A 16,369-nucleotide genomic window follows, 5' to 3' on the forward strand; every position below is an offset into this window, starting at 1 on the left:
AGTGCCAGTCTTGCGGGCTCGCGGCACGCCAAACCCCCTCCTATCCCGGATAGAGGGGCCTACCGGCAGGCGACGCCCGCGGCTACCACCCTGGCTAGTCGCCCCGTGGAGCATCAACGCCCAGGCGGGTAGCGTCCTCGCTGGCTTGCTCTGTTCCAGGGGCACTACCTGCGGGATTCATGCGCTGCGAAATAACACGGGTGATACCGTCGCCGCGCATGGTCACGCCATACAGCACGTTAGCTACATCCATCGTCGGCTTTTGGTGCGTAATGACGATAAGCTGCGAATCCTTGCGCAACTCTTCAAAAAGGGCAATGAGGCGGCGCAGGTTGACATCATCAAGCGCTGCCTCAACCTCATCCATGACGTAGAACGGGCTGGGGCGGGCGCGGAAGATTGCTACCAGCATTGCCAGCGCGGTGAGCGACTTCTCACCACCAGAAAGCAAGGACAGGCGCTTGACCTTCTTGCCCGGTGGGCGCGCTTCCACCTCGATACCGGTGGTAAGCATGTCCTCCGGCTCCGTGAGGATGAGGCGGCCCTCGCCACCAGGGAAAAGGGTCTGGAAGACCTTGGGGAATTCCGCTTCCACGTCATGCCAGGCATCGGTGAAAAGCTGTAAAATCTGCGCATCCACGTCCTCGATCACCCCGGCAAGATCCTTGCGGGCTTGGATGACATCTTCCAACTGGGTGGACAGGAAGGAATAACGTTCCTCCAAAGCCTTATATTCTTCCAACGCAAGCGGATTAACCTTGCCCAAAGAATTCAAGTCCTTTTCTGCTTGCTTCAGGCGCGCATTTTCCGCCCCGCGATCGAAATCCTCGCCTGGGGTGTAGTCCTGCAAAAGGTCCGAAATCGCAATGCCGAGCTGCTCCACAATCTTGGCTTCTGCTTCATCGACGCGCACCTGTGCTTGTGAGCGAGCAATTTCTGAGTCATGAGCGCGGTTGGTTAGCCGGTCCAGCTGCTGTCGCGCGGCCGAGACCTGTTGTTTTACTTGCTGCAGCTGCGCGTTCAAGGAGGTGCGCTGCGCAAAGTAGTCATCGCGCTCAGCGGTGGCGCGCTCTAGCAATTGCGTGGCGCGCGCGGCCAAATCACGCGAATGCCTTGCCACTGCACCGGCCAATTCCCCTTGGGCTTTGCGCCGGGCCATGGCCTGCTCATGGCGAGCCTTGGCTTGGCGCTCATGCTGCGCTTGGCGACGCAATGCCTCGCCCTTCCCCGCTACCTGACCCACTTGGTCTTGAGCAGAGCGGGCTGCAACCTGCGCCTCCATCTCCATCGACTTAACCTGCTCTAATGCGGCCGAAGCCTCGTCACGTTCCGCCGAAGAAGGCTCATCTGGCTGCTCGTCCGCATCGACGCGGGCGAGCCTATCGCGGGCGTCGGCAAGCTGCTTGCGGGCTTCTGCGATCTTTACCTCAATCTCGGTCGCCCGCGCAGCGGCCTTTTCGTGTTCCGATTTATTGGCCTCGTATTGCTTAAGCAGGCGCTGATGATCACGCTTCCACGCGTCAACCTCGGTATCGTGTTCGCGCAAGGCAGCCTTCGCCGAGGCGGCGGTCACGCGGGCATCTTCTGCCGCAATCTTTGCGCCCTCAAGTGTGCCGGATAGTTCTTCTAGCTCCTGCGTCGCAGATTCCAGCTGTTCCTCTGCCTCTGCGATGCGAGCGGTGACCTCTACGGTAGACGAGGCACCGGTGCCTACTTCTACCCAACCTTCGCCCAGTACCACGCCCGATTCGGTAACGGCGCGCAGGCGAGGATCCTCTGCCACCAATTTTTTCGCCGCCGCGAAATCGGGAACGAGCACGACATCCGCAAGGAGGCGGTGCAGCGCGGCGGATACCTCCGGAACCACAGCAATGTGGTCGAGCAACCACGAGGTTCCGGTGGGCAAAGTTGCATCCACGCGCCAGGAAGTGGCGGGGGCGGCCACAGAGACATCGATAAGCGCGGAGCGCGTACCCTTTTCCAGGTCCGCAATGAGCTGAACGGAAATCTCGCCGGCCTGAGCCTCAGCGAAGGCGCCCAATGCGGCAGCAACCGCCGTCTCATATGAGGTGCTGATGAATGTGGCCAGCGGCTGGAACTGCTCACCTACATCGATTTTTTCTGGTGCAGTCTGGGCCAGGGTATCGATGCGGGAGCGCAACGTGTACACGGCGCGCTCGCGTTCGCGCTGCTCATCGCGCAGCTGTTCCAAGCGTTTGTCGGCCGCACCCGATTCACTGGCTGCGCGCACATGTGCCTCCTCGAGCGGCTCGCGCTCGCCAGCCAAAGATTGCAGTTTATCCGCCACCTCATCGGCCTCTGCCTGGGCAGACTGGGTGCGTTGGCTGGTAGAAGCAAGGGTTTCCTCTTGCCGCGCTAGCTCCTCTTCCGCCGAAGTAACCTGGCCTGCCGCCTTTTCCTCCGCCGCGATAAGGCGGACTACGCCCTCGCGCCTATCAGCAATGGCGCGCAGCTGGGCCATGTGTTCGCGCTCGGCCGCCTCAAAGGCTTCGCGACGCTCTGCTACCTCTTCGCGGATCGCTTCCAGGCGTTCTGCAGCTTCTTCCGCCGCGGCGAGAAGCTCCGCATGCTCCTCATCTGCACGGGTGGCCCGTGCCTCTAGGTCCTCCGGATCTTGGCCAGAATAAGCCACCTGCGCACCAGCATTGGCCGCTCGCTCTTCCGCGATGCGCTGCGTGGCGGAAATGCGCTCAGAAAGCGTAGACAGATCGAACCACAGTTTTTGGGCGGCATCTGCCTTGGGGCTTATTTCTTCTAGTTGGGCTTCTACCTCTAGCTGGGAGCCTGTCGCTTCTTCCAGCTGCGCCGTAACTTCTTCAACCTGCTCGGCGAGAACTTCGGCCGTGCGCTCGGCCTCCTGAAACTTGCTGCGCAGCCGCACTACCCTATCGCCGGCTAAGCGCAGGCGGGCATCGCGCAGATCAGCTTGCACCGTGGCCGCACGCTGCGCGGCCTCGGCCTGGCGGGCCAAAGGCTTAAGCTGCTTTCCTAGCTCATCCGTAAGGTCCTGCAGGCGATCCAAATTGGCCCGCATGCCAGTGAGCTTTCGCTGCGCTTTTTCCTTGCGGCGGCGGTGCTTGAGCACACCCGCTGCCTCTTCGATATAGGAGCGCCGATCTTCGGGCCGCGATTCGAGGATTTCAGAAAGCTTGCCTTGGCCGACGATAATGTGCATCTCGCGGCCAATACCCGAATCAGAGAGCAGCTCCTGAATATCCATAAGGCGCGCCTTGGCGCCATTGATTTCGTATTCGCTGGCACCGTCACGGAACATTCGGCGGGTGACCGAAACTTCCGAATACTCGATCGGCAGCGCGCCGTCCGCATTATCGATGGTGAGGGTTACCTCGGCGCGCCCCAAAGCCTTGCGGTCGCCGGCGCCGGCAAAGATGACGTCTTGCATCTTTCCGCCACGCAGCGTCTTGGCGCTTCCCTCGCCCATGACCCAAGCTAGCGCATCGACCACATTGGACTTGCCGGAACCATTCGGTCCGACAACAGCGCAAATGCCCGGCTCAAATTTCAGAGACGTCGCCGACGCAAATGATTTAAAGCCTTTGAGCGTCAGCGATTTCAGGTGCATTTGGGTTAGTTTAGCAAGCTTAGAGCACGCCTGCCCAGCCGAGCCTCAAGGCTCGAAACTGCGGGCATGTGCTATGCATCAGCGTTCAATGAAGCCAGACTCTCCCTTGGGGGCAGCCCATTGCTCGACTACTAGGTCCACCGTTCCTGGCCGGCGAGTCATACTGGGCTGTTCTTTGAGGAGTCCTAGCAACTCCTCACATTTCTCCCGCGGTCCCTCGGCTACAACCTGAACCCGACCGTCGGCCAAATTAGTAGCATGCCCCTTCAAGCCGAGCTCGAGGGCACGGGAGCGCGTCCACCATCGAAAGCCCACGCCTTGGACGTGCCCGTGGACAAAAGCGGTCATTCTTTCCATGGTCAAGCGGCCTCCCTAGCTCCTAGTAGTGATCTTGTTGACCCTTATCGCGCAGGACGCGGCGGTCCTCTTCGCTGCGACGAGTGACGGGGTCGGAGCCGTCCCAGCACTCCACGCCTTTAAGCTCCGGCAGCATATCGCGGTGGAATACCGGGTCAATGCCATGGCTGCGCTGCTCGTTGTAGTTCTTGAGCAGTTTGATGGCCACCCCGGATAGCGGCACGATGGCGAGGATATTGAGGATAACCATGGTTGCCGCGCCGGTATCGGCCAAGGCAAAGACCAGCGGCAAGGAGCCCACCGCACCGAACCAGACAAAGAAAAGTACGACGAGGCGGAAAATCACCAGCGCAGGCTTGCTCTGGGTGAGGTACTCCAGGTTAGACTCCGCCAAGTAGTAATTGCCCAGGATGGAAGAGAAGGCCAGGAAGAAGAGGATAAAGCTGACGAAGTGGATTCCCCACTCGCCCACCTCAGAAGATAGGGCTGCCTGGGTCAAGGACACGCCTTCTGCTTCTGCACCATAGGCAATCTCTGGTCCCAGCAAGATAATGAAAGCAGTGATGGTACATACCACCAAGGTGTCAAAGTACACGCCGAGGGTCTGCACCAAGCCTTGCTTGACTGGGTGAGATACGGCCGCAGTTGCCGCCGCGTTAGGGGCAGAGCCTTCGCCGGCCTCATTTGAAAACAGACCGCGCTGAATACCCTTCATCATGGCCGCGCCAAGACCGGCTCCCGCAATTTCCTTGATTCCTAGGGCGTGACCGACGATATCGCCAATCATTCCCGGTACCTTGTCAAAATTGGTAATGACGACAAAACCACCGATGAGCAGGTAAGCCACCGCCATAAATGGCACGATGACCTGGGTGATATTGGCAATGCGGTTCACACCGCCAAAGATGATAAGACCCGCAACCACGGCGATAACAATGCCGATAATGGAGCGGAACATCGTGTCATCGCGGTCAAAGGAAAAGGACACCGCATCCGCAATGGCGTTGGTCTGGAAGGCGTTATATACCAAGCCAAAGGTAAAGGCGATGGCGATGGAGAAAAGCACGCCGAGCGGTCCCCACCCCAAACCGCGCTTCATATAATACGCCGGACCACCGCGGTACCCATTGCCATCGCGGACCTTCCACAGCTGGGCCAAGGTTGACTCGATGAACGCAGTAGCGCCACCCAGGATGGCAATCAGCCACATCCAGAAGACGGCACCTGGGCCGCCAACGGAAATGGCCACTGCCACGCCGGCAACGTTACCGGTGCCAACGCGGGAAGCAGCTGAAATGGTGAAGGCCTTAAACGCGGAGATTCCGCCATAGTCTTCGTCCTCATCGCGGCCCTCCCCCTTGGGGCGCTCGACGACGGCGCGGAACATATCCGGCACCATGCGCACTTGCACCAAAGCAGTACGGATGCCGAAGAATAGGCCCGCAGCAATCAGCAGCCACGGCAAAATCCACGACCACACGCCGTCATTAAATGTCGTTACGACATTTTCAAGAAAATCCATGCAGAATAATTTACTGCCTTAAGGTTCACAACGTGAACCCCATACGCCATAAATTATTGACAATGGGGGCAAAAATGGGTGGACCGCCCTGAAATTATGCAGCGCTCCAAGGGCGTTCCACACCGCAGACAGGGCTGGCCAGCACGCCCATACGCGGCCAAGGAACGCGAAAAATACCCCGATTCGCCGTTCACATTTACGTACAGGGAATCAAAACTCGTGCCACCCACTTTTAGGGCCGCTGTCATGACCTCCTGAGCTGCTGCAAGCAGAGCAACAGCATCTTTTTGCCGCAAGGTCGAAGCTTTCTTGCGGGGTGAGATTTGCGCGTCCCACAGGGATTCATCAGCGTAAATATTGCCGATTCCAGAGGTCAGCGTTTGATCCAAAAGCGCGGTCTTCACTGCGGTCCTCTTCGCACGCAGGCGCCGTGCTGTAGCCGCACTATCGAAATCCGGTTCCAGCGGGTCAATGCCAATGTGCGCAATCTTGTCCCACGGCGCATACAACCAATACCCAAAGGTGCGCTGGTCAACAAAGCACACCTCTACCCCACCGCTCAGCTGGGCGGTAATGCGAAGGTGCGAAGATTCGGTGGCACCTATTCGGATCTGACCCGACATACCTAGGTGGATAAAGAGGACGTCACGGTGGGGGTCCATGGCATCTTCGCCCACAAATTCCAGCCACATAAACTTCCCGCGCCTGGCCACCGCAGAGATCTCTTTGCCCTCAAGGAGACCGGAAAGCGGCTCATCTTGGCCACGATTGGAACGCGGGTGTAACACCTCTACAGACTCAAAAGTCCGTCCCACCACGTGTGGTGCAAGGCCACGGCGGACGGACTCGACTTCCGGCAATTCCGGCATGCTCAGCCCTCTTTATGTGCAGTGCCTTGCACCAAAAGCGGAGTTTCGCGCAGGGTCTGGCAGGCCTCCTGAGCTGCCTGCTGCTCGGCCAACTTTTTATTGTGGCCCACACCATTTCCTACGGTCAGACCAGCCACAGTAGCTACTGCATTAAAGGTCTGGTCATGCTCTGGTCCGGTGGAAGTAGCCGAATAAACCGGCATCGGCGCCTTTAGCTCCGCGCACAGCTCCTGCAAAGAGGTCTTCCAATCCAAGTGGCGCCCGCTCACAGTCGCATTTTCGATCTTTTCCGCAAATAAGCGCAAGATGACGTCACGCGCCGTTTCAAAACCATGCTCGCGGTAAATGGCACCAAAGATTGCCTCAGTGGTATCCGCAAGAATGGAATCTTTATCGCGGCCACCGGTGGACTGCTCGCCCTTACCCAACAAAATGTGCGGTCCTAGGTTTATTTCCCGGGCGATATCAGACAGGCCGTAGCGCGAGACAATCGATGCGCGCATCTTGGAAATATCCGATTCCGGACGGGACGGGTAGGTGATGTAGAGCTGAGAGGCTACCGAAAGGCCCAGCACCGCATCGCCCAAGAACTCCAAGCGCTCGTTGTTTGGCAAGTGCCCATTTTCATTAGCAAATGAACGGTGGGTCAATGCTAGGCACAGGTGCTCTGGTTGCAATTCCACACCGAGCGATTCCAACAACGGGGAATGGTCTACTGCAGCGAACTCGGCAGCCAGTGCCTCTTCCCCAGTTAGCTTCTTCTTGCGGCTCATAGGAACTTCTCCAAACCAGCCCAGCGGGGATCGACCTTTTCTTCATCCTTTTCGCCAGAGATACCCGTGGTTACGCCCTCAGGCGTGTCAATCTCGCAGCCATCTTCGCATACTGGGGCAAAGGGAAGATTAAGGCCTGCCTCATCGATCACGGCCTGCAAGAGATCCAGCTCATCATCTTCAATCTCTGGAATCTCATCTCCGGATCCTTCGTCGCCGTCTGAAGGGGTATCTCCCGAGACAAAGGATTCGTCGGCTGCAAAGACCTGTGTGACGTGCAAGTCCAACTGTGGGTGCAATTCCTTCAAGCAGCGAGCGCATTCCCCGGTCAGCTGTCCGGATACGTTGGCATCCACTAAGACACCTGCACCAAGAGGGGTCAAGGTAGCGTCTACGGTGAGCTCTTCGCCCTGCGGGATGGCGATCATCTCCACGCCGATCCTCTCAGGTGAGGGGCCGGTTTGGGTGCGTTGTTCCGGCAGTGCGTCAGCGCCTTGGGCGTTCAACAATTCGCCCACATCGAACTTCAATGGTGATGTCATAACACTAGGTAGTCTACCTTGCCCCGCAAACTCCGCCTAGCGGCCCGCGCGAGGAAAGTTTCTGTCAAGAATCTGGCGTTTAATGTAAAAGGACATATGCCTTTGCGGATTAGCCTTTTCCCGAGCGAAAGCCGTCCTTAGTCTGGAAGCATGACCTACCACTTGGCACTAGCCTCCACGGATCTACGCAGCATAGCGCTCGGTTTCACCGTGTTTAGCTGTCTTCCCGCTGCGGTGTTAGCTACTGCCGGTATGCTCGTTCACGCCACTCCACGCCCGGACCGTTCAGGCATGTACGGCGCGCGTGGCATTCGCCTCTTTACCGCACTCATCTGTAGCGTCGTTGCCGGTTTGGTAGCCGGTGCCATTTTAGTATTGCCCACCGGCATGGACCTTTCGGTCCTTACCGGCGCGCTCATCTTTTCCCTAAGCGCAGGTGCTATTACTTGGTTCTCCCGCGCGACCATTCCTACCGCGCTCATTTCTGTGGGCACGATGGTGCTAGCTACCGGTGCGCTCCTTAGCGTGTGTGCCGTGTGCTTTCCACAAAATTTCAGTGATAATCCCTTGACATCATTGTCTTCCTATTTCTTCACTGCACTCGTTGCGTTCCTTTTTCCAGGCTTGGTAACCGCGATTATTGCAGCATGCATGGCCGTCCAATCCGCCGCGCCTGCACACCTTCTCCCGCAGCAGGAAGACATCTCCGTTCCCCTACACACCCACATAACGCCTACTCCCCATGAAAAAGGAAAGGCCATTGCCGCTAAGCAACCTCGCACTCGTGCCACCACCTAATTTACTCAGACCAGCGGCGATGAATAAAGGCCCTATTTGGTGAGTAGACGGTGTACGACGAACCGCCTGCTCACCAAATAAGGCCTTTGGCCGTGCCTAGTGCATAGGTCTTTCCTAGCCCCTTACTCTACGGCCCGGTGTGCACCGAACCATAGAGTTTAAGGCCGATAAAGAAACTAAAGTTTTAGCGCTCGTTATAGCGGCGCTCATAGGTCTCGCCTTCAGCGTAACGTGTGTTGCTTGCGGCGCCGCCGGCGCGTCCCGGAGCCGAATAGTCGCCGCCACGGGAGCGCACTCCGGCACCGCCACGCAGGGCAGAGCGGTCGGAGTTTACTGTACGCAGCAGACCATTAAGGGTGGTTTCAAATTCGCTTAGCTTGCCATCCACAAATTCATCGCATTCACTGCGCAGACGGTTAGATTCGGTGTGGGCGGATTCCACAATGCGATGTGCTTCTTCATCGGCGCGGCGAACAACTTCTGATTCCGAAACCAGACGCTCTTGCTCTGCGCGGCCTTCAGCGACGGAACGCTCATATTCATCATTCGCCTGAGCGATAGTACGGTCTGCTTCCGCGCGGGCCTGCTCCACCATGGACTGAGCGCGAGCTTCAGCATCAGCCACCAGCTTGGCGGCATGCTGTTCTGCATGGGACACCGTGGCATCTGCTTCCTCGCGGACGTGGCCCACAATGTCATCTGCCTGGGCATTAGCATCATTGATGGTTTGGTCCGCGCGCTCCTCAGCGCCGTGCAGGATTTCATCCTGCTTATCCAACACATCCTGCGCGTCATCAATCTCAACGGGCAGCGCGTTACGGAGGTCGTCGAGAAGCGCGAGCATTTCATGGCGCGGAACTACGCAATTAGAGGTCATGGGGAAGCCATGGGCCCCCTCCAAGTGCTGAACTAATTCATCTAGAGACTCAAAGACACGGTACATACCGCGAATTTTACATACCCTCACCCGCCATGCGTGGAGGCCACGCACCGAGTGTGTACTGCAGATTTTACTTCCACAACCGGTCTTGCCAGTCCGCGCCCACACATACAGAATTTATGGCACGCATATACAAAAACAAGCGCCCCTTTTACCGCCACGCTCTGTGGCGCAAAAGGGGAGCTTGAATAAAGGCCGATTTTTAGATGACGCCCTGTGCCAGCATGGCATCCGCTACCTTCTTGAAGCCGGCGATATTTGCGCCGGCTACGTAATCGCCTTCGCGGTCGTATTCCTTCGCCGTGTTGTCGATGTTTTTAAAGATATTAGACATGATCGCGTGGAGGCGGTCATCGGTGTAGTCAAAGGACCAAGAATCACGGGACGCATTTTGCTGCATTTCCAGCGCGGAGGTAGCAACACCACCAGCATTAGCGGCCTTGCCCGGCGCGAAGTTGATCTTGGATTCTTGGAATATGTGGACGGCCTCCGGGGTGGACGGCATATTGGCACCTTCGGCCACGTAGCGCACGCCGCCTTCCACAAGCTTTTTGGCCGAGTCGCCGTCCAGCTCATTTTGGGTAGCACACGGCAGTGCCACGTCCGCCCCTACTTCCCAGATATTTCCGCCCTCATGGAATTCCACGCCGCTGCCAGCCTCTTGTGCATAAGTGGAAATACGCTCACGACGAGTTTCTTTGACGTTCTTGAGAAGCTCGATGTCCACGCCTTGTGGGGTGGTGATATAGCCGGAGGAATCGGACATGGCCACCACGGTGGCGCCCAGTTCTTGGGCCTTCGCTGCGGCGTAGATGGCAACATTGCCAGAGCCAGAGACAATGACCTTGGCACCATCAAAGGACTCGCCATGGGTCTTCATCATTTCATTGGTGAAATAGACCGTGCCAAAGCCTGTGGCCTCGGTACGAACCAGGGAACCGCCCCAGGTCAGGCCTTTGCCAGTAAGGACACCGGATTCATGCTGGGTAGTCAGGCGGCGGTACTGACCAAAGAGGAAGCCGATCTCGCGGCCGCCGACGCCAATATCACCAGCTGGAACATCGCGGTATTCTCCGATGTGGCGGTGCAACTCCGTCATAAAAGACTGGCAGAAGCGCATGATTTCCACCTCGGACCTGCCCTTGGGATCAAAGTCAGAACCGCCCTTGCCACCGCCAATGGGCAGGCCGGTCAGGGAATTTTTGAAGATCTGCTCAAAACCGAGGAACTTAATGATGCCCAGGTTGACCGAAGGATGGAAACGCAGTCCGCCCTTGTAGGGGCCGAGCGCAGAATTGAACTGGACGCGAAAACCGCGATTGACTTGGATATCACCATTGTCATCGATCCACGGCACGCGGAAGATGAGCTGGCGCTCAGGTTCACAGAGACGCTCCACCAAGCCGTAGTCCGCGTACTGCGGGTCTTTTTCTAGGACAATCTTCAGCGAGTCCAGAACCTCAGAAACCGCTTGGTGGAATTCTGGTTCTCCCGCATTGCGCTTGAGCAATTTGTCGTAGTACTCAGAAATTTGGCTATCTACTGACATGGCGTGCATTCCATTCTGTGGACGTATAAGAACAGATACCAGTTTCCTATCAAACTACCGATAAAGCAAGCAGTTTCTAGACCTTGCATAGATCCGAACCGTCTTTACCAGCGACAATAAAGTAAAATATTTTCTGTAGAACGTTCGGATCTTCAGCCGCACAGACTCCTTTCGCAGGCGGGCTTTATAATCACGGGCATGCATATTGTCGTCGCGCCAGACTCGTTTAAAGGCACCGCCTCCGCGCCCGAGGCCGCAGCAGCCATTGCTATGGGGGTGCGCCAGGTTCTTCCCGAGGCCACGGTTACCACCCTGCCCATGGCCGATGGTGGCGAGGGAACCGCCGCCGTCCTCGCACAAGCGGCCGCAGCCGGCGGACAATCCGTCGAAAACATCACCCTGCCTACCACCGACGCTATAGGCCGCTTGACTCAGGCAAGCTATGCTCTGGCCGGAACCACTGCGTTTATCGACGTCGCCTCTGCCACCGGCCTGCCCGCAGTGCAGGACAGCCTTGATCCGCTGCACGCCGATTCTTATGGCACCGGCGTATTGATTGCGGATGCAGAAACGCGCGGCGCCACCTCGATTGTGCTCGGATTGGGAGGAACTGCCAGCATCGATGCTGGCATGGGCATCCTTACCGCGCTCGGCGCTGCCGCGCACGACGCCCGCGGCTACGCCCTGCCCAAGGGCGGCGCTCCCCTAGTTCAGCTCGATCACATTGACACCGCGCAGCTCAATATCAAAGCAGGCATGCTTGACTTCACTTTGCTAGCCGATACCCGCGCTACTCCAGTACAGGCGGCAACCATCTACGGCCCCCAAAAAGGAGCGCAAGGCGAGCAGGTAGCGCTGCTGGCCGGTGCCATGTTGCAAGCATGCGAAGTCACCGGCGCCGATGCGGACTCCGAATATTTCGGTGCCGCGGGTGGCCTTCCCATCGGCCTGCACTGGCTTTCTCGCACGCTCTGGGGCTCAGATGAGCATATTCGCGTCTTATCCGGCGGCGCACATGTCGCCACTGCACTCGGGCTTCCAGAAAAAATATCCTCCGCCGATCTCGTCATCACCGGCGAGGGCAGGTTTGACGAGCAATCTTTGACCGGAAAGGCCGTCGGAACCATTGCGGCTCTCGCCCGGGACGCAGGCACGCCCATGGGCATCGTCGCCGGTTCTTTCGAGCATGGCACGGACGCCTACTGCGCATCGCTTAGCCAAGAAGGCCCCTTGGCGCAACAGCTGGCGGCGGCCGCCAGGGACATCGTCAAGCAGCTCTAAGGCCGAATAGACAGCGACCATGGGAAGATAGCTGGCCGTTCATGCGCTAGCTCATCTTCCAGCAAGACGTGGTCTTTCGGCAGCACGGCATGCGGGGTAAGAAGGCGCGAGAGCACCATACCTAGCTGGTTAACCGAGCCGCTAACCCCCGTTACCGCAATGTCGTAGCGGTGCACGCTCGCGTCCTCAAGGTCGCGGTCCTCATGCTCATCGCGATAATTTTGCCGCAGCTGTTCTTCCAACCCCTCTGGAAACTGCGGTGCATCAGGGCGAGTAACCTCAGCGGAGGCTAATGAACCGCTTTCTACCAACTTGTTGGTGGCAGTGGTAAAGATATCCGCGACGCGCTCTGCTTGTGCGTTGGGAACCAAAACATCAAATTGAATAACCGGCATAGCGCTAACCCTACCCAATTCCTAAGGTGTGAAACCATGTCTGATTCTGCCCGCATCGCCCAGCTCGTCACTTCCCAGCAGGCCGATCTGGAGTGGCAGCAGGACTTTTATGAGGACCTGCACCGCCACCCCGAGCTTTCCCACGAGGAAGAGCGAACCGCCGGTCGCATCCGCGCCAAGCTCGCCGATTTTGACTGCGAGGTAGTAGAAAACATTGGTGGCTTCGGAATGGTCGCCATCTTCCGCAATGGCGATGGACCCACCGCTTTGCTGCGCGCGGATTTCGATGGTCTGCCGGTAGAGGAGGCCACCGGTGTTTCCTATTCCGCTGCCAATGGAAATATGCACGCCTGCGGACACGACATGCACACCACCGCGCTGCTAGGTGCCTGCGCGCTTCTCGACGCCTCCCGTAGTTCCTGGTCCGGCACCTTCCTCGCCCTTTTCCAACCGGCCGAAGAGTCCTCCATGGGGGCTAAATTCATGCTGGCCGATAACCTCATCGAACGCGTCCCGCGCCCCGATATTTGCCTTGGCCAGCACATCATGCCCGGCCGCGCCGGCACGGTTCGCCACACCGCCGGCCCGATCATGGCCGGATGCGACTCCCTGCGTATCCGCATCTTTGGCAAATCCGCCCACGCCTCCATGCCCCATAACTCCATCGACCCGACCTACATCGCGGCTATGATCGTCACCCGCCTCCAAGCCATTGTGGGCCGCGAGGTCGCCCCGCACGAGTTCTTTGTCATCTCCGTAGGCGAGCTTCACTCCGGCGATAAAAACAACATCATCCCCGACTCCGCCGAGCTGGTACTCAATACTCGCTACTATGATCCCGCGTTGGCAGAAAAGGTCTACCACTCCCTCGAACGCATGGTTAAGGCCGAGTGTGTCGCCTCCGGAAGCGAGCAGGACCCTACTTTTGAGTACTACGCCCACGGCGAGGTCACCGATAATGACGCCGCTGCCCATGCCCCAGTAGGCGAGGTTTTCGACGCCGCTTTTGGCTCCGACTCAGTCATCGCGGCCCCCTCCACCGCCTCCGAGGACTTTTGCTACCTGCCGCAGGCGTGGGGGGTACCTTATGTCTTTTGGCACATCGGCTGCACCCCGGAAGATGAGTTGCAGGATCCTCCGGTCAACCACCAAGCAACCTTCCTGCCTGACTATGCCCCCACCGTTTATGCCTCCACCCGGGCGGCATATGGTGCGGCAATGACCTACTTGGCCACGCCCTAGGTGCCCGAGACGCGTATTCTCATTCCCCCGCCTGCGGCGCAGGGCCAATGCTATTAAGCTGGCAGGCGTTTCGTGACTCCCCACAAACTTAAGGTTGAAAATGAGCCAGCCACGGCATTCTGCTTTCGAATCCACTGTTCCCTCCCATGTCCGCGCGGCCTCTGGCGTGAGCCCGCACAGCGCTTCCAACCGTAAGTTCTGGTCGGGCCTCTCCGGTGCCGTCATGGAGCAGATTGCCGATAATTGGGAGCGCACCCGTGCTGCCTACGCGGAAACGCGCCAACAGCACTACTTCTCTGCGGAATTCCTGCAGGGACGCGCGCTGCTCAATAACCTCACCAACTTGGGTCTTGTTGACGATGCCAAGACCGCGGCCAAGGCAACCGATCACGAGCTGAGCGATGTCCTCGAAGCCGAGCATGATGCCGCGCTCGGCAACGGTGGCCTCGGACGCCTTGCCGCCTGCTTCCTCGATTCCGCTGTCACTCAGGACTACCCCGTAACCGGCTATGGCCTTCTCTACCGCTACGGCCTTTTCCGACAGTCCTTTGAGAATGGCTTCCAGAAAGAACAGCCAGATGCGTGGATGGAAAACGGCTATGACTTTGTCATTCGCCGTGCCTCTGAACAGCGCCGCGTCCACTTCGATGACATGGACGTGCGCGCAATTCCCTATGACATGCCTATCACCGGCTACGGGACCGATAACGTAGGCACCCTGCGCCTATGGAAGTCCGAGCCCATCGATGACTTCGATTACGATGCCTTTAACTCCCAGCGCTTTACCGAGGCCATCGTCGAGCGCGAGCGTGTTATGGACATCTGCCGCGTGCTCTACCCCAATGACACCACGTACGAGGGCAAGGTATTGCGCGTGCGCCAGCAGTACTTCTTTGTCTCCGCATCCCTGCAAACCATGGTGGATAACTACATTGCCCAGCACGGCGAGGACCTCACCGGTTTTGCGCAGTACAACTCCATCCAGCTCAATGACACTCACCCAGTGCTCGCCATCCCAGAGCTCTTGCGCATATTGCTCGATGACCATGGTCTGAGCTGGGATGCGGCGTGGAAAATCGTCACCGAGACCTTCGCCTACACCAACCACACCGTGCTCGCAGAGGCACTGGAGAGCTGGGAAGTGTCCATCTTCCAAAAGCTGTTCTGGCGCATCTGGCAGTTGGTGGAAGAAATCGATCGCCGCTTCCGCGAAGATATGGCCCATCGCGGCCTGGATCAGGGTCGCATTGACTACATGGCGCCGGTGTCCAACGGACAGGTTCACATGGCCTGGATCGCCTGCTACGCCGCTTACTCCATTAACGGTGTCGCCGCCCTGCACACGGAAATCATCAAGGCCGATACGTTGGCCGAATGGCACGAACTCTGGCCGGAGAAGTTCAATAACAAGACCAATGGCGTCACCCCGCGCCGCTGGCTCAAGATGTGCAACCCCCGCTTAGCAGAACTGCTCACGCAGCAGGCTGGCTCCGATGCTTGGGTCACTGACCTCACCCAACTGGCCAACCTCGCTGATAAGGCCGAGGATAAGAACCTGCTTCGCGAACTCATCGCCATCAAGCAGGCCAACAAGCGCGACTTTGCTAACTGGGTAAAAGACCACCAAGGCGCCGAGGTTAATCCCGACTCCATCTTTGATGTACAGATTAAGCGCTTGCACGAGTACAAGCGCCAGCTGATGAATGCCCTCTACGTCCTCGACCTCTACTTCCGCATCAAAGACCAGGGCGAGACGGTGCCGAAGCGCACCTTCATCTTTGGTGCCAAGGCCGCACCGGGCTACGAGCGCGCCAAGGCGATTATTAAGCTCATCAACAGCATCGCGGAGCTAGTCAATAAAGACCCAGATACCAAGGACATCATCCGCGTCGTTTTTGTGGAGAACTACAACGTCTCCCCTGCCGAGCACATCATCCCCGCCGCTGATATCTCCGAGCAGATTTCTGTGGCTGGCAAGGAAGCCTCCGGCACGTCCAATATGAAGTTCATGATGAATGGTGCACTGACCTTGGGCACCATGGATGGAGCAAACGTAGAAATCGTCGAGGCGGTTGGCGAGGACAACGCTTATATCTTCGGCGCCCGCAATGAGGAGTTGCCGCAGCTGCGCGCCGAGTACAACCCGGGCGAGCTTTACCAGAGCGTGCCAGGCTTGGCCCGCGTACTGGATGCGCTTGTCGACAGCACCCTGGGCGCAAACAATGCCGGTATCTTCGGCGATCTGCGCGCCTCGCTTCTCGACGGCTTCGGGGAGCACGCCCAAGACCAGTACTACGTCCTAGGTGACTTCGCCGACTACCGCGAGACCCGCGACCGCATGGCCGCAGAGTATAAAGAGGACGAGCTTGCGTGGGCAAAGAAGGCGTGGCTAAATATCTGTTATTCCGGTCGTTTCTCCTCGGACCGAACCATCGCGGACTACGCGAACGAGGTGTGGAAGATCCAGCCGACCCCGATTTCCCAGCGCTAAGAAAAG

Annotated in this window: 13 protein-coding genes; 4 read left to right on the forward strand and 9 right to left on the reverse strand. The window is 58.2% G+C overall.

Features of this window, described 5'->3' with window-relative positions; genetic code table 11:
* Positions 1-94: 94 nt before the first annotated feature.
* The 6 genes from smc to WMQ00_RS02360 all read right to left on the reverse strand — a co-directional run bounded on the left by smc (position 95) and on the right by WMQ00_RS02360 (position 7,667).
* A complete protein-coding gene (gene smc / locus WMQ00_RS02335; RefSeq protein WP_200288902.1) occupies positions 95-3,604 on the reverse strand; it encodes a chromosome segregation protein SMC in 3,510 nt (1,169 codons plus the stop codon).
* A 78-nt stretch (positions 3,605-3,682) separates the two neighbouring features.
* On the reverse strand, positions 3,683-3,961 hold the full coding sequence (locus WMQ00_RS02340; protein ID WP_023021271.1) for an acylphosphatase: 279 nt from the start codon (positions 3,959-3,961) through the stop codon (positions 3,683-3,685).
* Positions 3,962-3,983: 22 nt separating this feature from the next.
* Positions 3,984-5,483 carry an alanine/glycine:cation symporter family protein gene (locus tag WMQ00_RS02345; protein WP_200288901.1) on the reverse strand — a complete coding sequence of 500 codons (1,500 nt, stop codon included), beginning with the start codon at positions 5,481-5,483 and terminating at the stop codon, positions 3,984-3,986.
* 53 nt (positions 5,484-5,536) lie between these two features.
* On the reverse strand, positions 5,537-6,352 hold the full coding sequence (gene mutM, locus WMQ00_RS02350) for a bifunctional DNA-formamidopyrimidine glycosylase/DNA-(apurinic or apyrimidinic site) lyase (RefSeq protein ID WP_248098812.1): 816 nt from the start codon (positions 6,350-6,352) through the stop codon (positions 5,537-5,539).
* A gap of 2 nt (positions 6,353-6,354) precedes the next feature.
* Positions 6,355-7,125, reverse strand: a complete 771-nt coding sequence (rnc, locus tag WMQ00_RS02355; protein WP_200288899.1) for a ribonuclease III — start codon at positions 7,123-7,125, stop codon at positions 6,355-6,357.
* Positions 7,122-7,667, reverse strand: coding sequence for a YceD family protein (locus WMQ00_RS02360; protein ID WP_086587445.1), 546 nt, complete (start codon positions 7,665-7,667; stop codon positions 7,122-7,124). Before WMQ00_RS02360 ends, rnc begins: the two co-directional genes overlap by 4 nt.
* A gap of 150 nt (positions 7,668-7,817) precedes the next feature.
* Here WMQ00_RS02360 and WMQ00_RS02365 point away from each other — a divergent pair, with 150 nt between their 5' ends.
* Complete coding sequence (locus tag WMQ00_RS02365) at positions 7,818-8,465, forward strand: hypothetical protein (RefSeq protein WP_023021266.1); 648 nt, start codon at positions 7,818-7,820, stop codon at positions 8,463-8,465.
* Positions 8,466-8,649: 184 nt separating this feature from the next.
* Here WMQ00_RS02365 and WMQ00_RS02370 read toward each other — a convergent pair whose 3' ends face one another.
* Together WMQ00_RS02370 and gdhA are read right to left on the reverse strand one after the other, a co-directional pair.
* Positions 8,650-9,408: a DivIVA domain-containing protein gene (locus WMQ00_RS02370; RefSeq protein WP_340440630.1), complete on the reverse strand. Its 759-nt coding sequence runs from the start codon at positions 9,406-9,408 to the stop codon at positions 8,650-8,652.
* 199 nt (positions 9,409-9,607) lie between these two features.
* Positions 9,608-10,954: an NADP-specific glutamate dehydrogenase gene (gdhA, locus tag WMQ00_RS02375; protein WP_200288898.1), complete on the reverse strand. Its 1,347-nt coding sequence runs from the start codon at positions 10,952-10,954 to the stop codon at positions 9,608-9,610.
* Between the two features lie 198 nt (positions 10,955-11,152).
* On the opposite strand from gdhA, the gene WMQ00_RS02380 reads away from it, so the two are divergent.
* On the forward strand, positions 11,153-12,235 hold the full coding sequence (locus WMQ00_RS02380; RefSeq protein ID WP_340440631.1) for a glycerate kinase: 1,083 nt from the start codon (positions 11,153-11,155) through the stop codon (positions 12,233-12,235).
* Here WMQ00_RS02380 and WMQ00_RS02385 read toward each other — a convergent pair.
* Positions 12,232-12,630, reverse strand: coding sequence for a hypothetical protein (locus tag WMQ00_RS02385; RefSeq protein WP_340440632.1), 399 nt, complete (start codon positions 12,628-12,630; stop codon positions 12,232-12,234). The two genes, WMQ00_RS02380 and WMQ00_RS02385, sit on opposite strands and share 4 nt — an antisense overlap.
* Before the next feature lie 36 nt (positions 12,631-12,666).
* Here WMQ00_RS02385 and WMQ00_RS02390 point away from each other — a divergent pair, with 36 nt between their 5' ends.
* Both WMQ00_RS02390 and WMQ00_RS02395 read left to right on the forward strand, forming a co-directional pair.
* Positions 12,667-13,872 carry an amidohydrolase gene (locus tag WMQ00_RS02390; RefSeq protein WP_340440633.1) on the forward strand — a complete coding sequence of 402 codons (1,206 nt, stop codon included), beginning with the start codon at positions 12,667-12,669 and terminating at the stop codon, positions 13,870-13,872.
* A gap of 100 nt (positions 13,873-13,972) precedes the next feature.
* Complete coding sequence (locus WMQ00_RS02395; protein ID WP_340440634.1) at positions 13,973-16,363, forward strand: glycogen/starch/alpha-glucan phosphorylase; 2,391 nt, start codon at positions 13,973-13,975, stop codon at positions 16,361-16,363.
* Positions 16,364-16,369 lie beyond the last annotated feature (6 nt).

Source organism: Corynebacterium sp. KPL2825, from assembly GCF_037908445.1.
In the GTDB taxonomy this organism is placed as follows: Bacteria; Actinomycetota; Actinomycetes; order Mycobacteriales; family Mycobacteriaceae; genus Corynebacterium; species Corynebacterium kefirresidentii.

Bases quoted from the DNA above. Each gene is read 5' to 3' on its own strand.
- smc (WP_200288902.1), bottom strand. From the start codon at position 3,604: ATGCACCTGAAATCGCTGACGCTCAAAGGCTTTAAATCATTTGCGTCG.
- WMQ00_RS02340 (WP_023021271.1), bottom strand. From the start codon at position 3,961: ATGGAAAGAATGACCGCTTTTGTCCACGGGCACGTCCAAGGCGTGGGC.
- WMQ00_RS02345 (WP_200288901.1), bottom strand. From the start codon at position 5,483: ATGGATTTTCTTGAAAATGTCGTAACGACATTTAATGACGGCGTGTGG.
- mutM (WP_248098812.1), bottom strand. From the start codon at position 6,352: ATGCCGGAATTGCCGGAAGTCGAGTCCGTCCGCCGTGGCCTTGCACCA.
- rnc (WP_200288899.1), bottom strand. From the start codon at position 7,125: ATGAGCCGCAAGAAGAAGCTAACTGGGGAAGAGGCACTGGCTGCCGAG.
- WMQ00_RS02360 (WP_086587445.1), bottom strand. From the start codon at position 7,667: ATGACATCACCATTGAAGTTCGATGTGGGCGAATTGTTGAACGCCCAA.
- WMQ00_RS02365 (WP_023021266.1), top strand. From the start codon at position 7,818: ATGACCTACCACTTGGCACTAGCCTCCACGGATCTACGCAGCATAGCG.
- WMQ00_RS02370 (WP_340440630.1), bottom strand. From the start codon at position 9,408: ATGTACCGTGTCTTTGAGTCTCTAGATGAATTAGTTCAGCACTTGGAG.
- gdhA (WP_200288898.1), bottom strand. From the start codon at position 10,954: ATGTCAGTAGATAGCCAAATTTCTGAGTACTACGACAAATTGCTCAAG.
- WMQ00_RS02380 (WP_340440631.1), top strand. From the start codon at position 11,153: ATGCATATTGTCGTCGCGCCAGACTCGTTTAAAGGCACCGCCTCCGCG.
- WMQ00_RS02385 (WP_340440632.1), bottom strand. From the start codon at position 12,630: ATGCCGGTTATTCAATTTGATGTTTTGGTTCCCAACGCACAAGCAGAG.
- WMQ00_RS02390 (WP_340440633.1), top strand. From the start codon at position 12,667: ATGTCTGATTCTGCCCGCATCGCCCAGCTCGTCACTTCCCAGCAGGCC.
- WMQ00_RS02395 (WP_340440634.1), top strand. From the start codon at position 13,973: ATGAGCCAGCCACGGCATTCTGCTTTCGAATCCACTGTTCCCTCCCAT.